2 protein-coding genes are annotated in these 1,211 nt (G+C 60.9%); both read left to right on the top strand.

Translation table 11 applies throughout. The features are described from left to right. Nucleotide 1 precedes the first annotated feature (1 nt). On the top strand, nucleotides 2-409 hold the full coding sequence (locus AC1DRJ_RS28490; protein ID WP_477805082.1) for an acyl-CoA thioesterase: 408 nt from the start codon (nucleotides 2-4) through the stop codon (nucleotides 407-409). Between the two features lie 155 nt (nucleotides 410-564). Further along, on the top strand, nucleotides 565-1,211 hold a 647-nt coding region (locus AC1DRJ_RS28485), incomplete at its 3' end, for a tRNA dihydrouridine synthase (protein ID WP_477805081.1).

Genomic DNA, 1,211 nt, shown 5'->3' with positions numbered 1-1,211 from the left:
AGTGGGCGCCGAGGACATCGACGGGTTGGGTCACGCCAATAATGCGGTGTACGTGACATGGCTTGAGCGCTGTGCCTGGCGCCACTCGCAGCGTCTGGGGCTGGATCTGGTCGAGTATCGGCGGCTGGACCGGGCGATGGCAGTTGTGCGGCATGAGATCGATTACCTGGCCGCCGCCTATGAAGATGACGAATTACAGTTGGCGACCTGGATCGTCGACTGGGATCAGCGCCTGAAAATGACCCGACACTTCCAGTTGAAGCGCCCGCGTGACAACACCACGTTGCTGCGCGCCCAGACCACGTTCGTCTGCATTGAGCTGTCGACCGGCAAGCCCAAGCGCATGCCGCCGGAGTTCATCGAAGGCTACGGCCAGGCGTTACCAGTTTTGGATACAAGCAAGGTTTAATGTGGGAGTGAGCCTGCTCGCGATTCAGGCGGCGCGGTTTACCCAGAACACCGCGTCATCGTTCATCGCGAGCAAGCTCAGCTCCTACAAGGAATCTGCGATTCTCCTGCGCAATCCAGTAAACTGCCGCACGTTTTTCGTTGAGTGTGTTTTTCATGCAAATTGCTTTGGCGCCCATGGAGGGGTTGGTCGACAACATCCTGCGGGATGTTCTGACCCGTGTGGGCGGTATCGATTGGTGCGTGACCGAGTTCATCCGGATCAACGATCAGCTGCTGACACCTGCCTACTACCACAAGTTCGGCCCCGAACTGCTGACCGGTGCCCGCACCGCGTCCGGCGTACCGTTGCGTGTGCAATTGCTCGGTTCTGATCCCGTGTGCCTGGCGGAAAACGCCGCGCTGGCCTGTGAGCTGGGTTCTGAAGTCATCGACCTGAACTTCGGCTGCCCGGCCAAGACCGTCAACAAGTCTCGCGGCGGCGCGGTGTTGCTCAAGGAACCTGAACTGCTCAATCAAATCGTCGAGCACGTGCGTCGCGCGGTACCGGCGCACATCCCGGTGACCGCCAAGATGCGCCTCGGTTTCGACAGCCCGGACGGCTCTCTGGTGTGTGCCACCGCCTTGGCCGAAGGCGGCGCCGCGCATATCGTGGTGCATGCGCGGACCAAAACCGATGGCTACAAACCACCCGCGCATTGGGAGTGGATCCCTCGGGTGCAGGACGTGGTCAAGGTGCCGGTGTTTGCCAATGGCGACATCTGGAGCGTCGACGACTGGCGTCGGTGCCGCGAGATCAGTGG

This window comes from Pseudomonas sp. P5_B2 (assembly GCF_056400445.1).
Note: the sequence above shows the minus strand (reverse complement) of the source record. Positions and strands in the feature narration are given on the sequence as shown.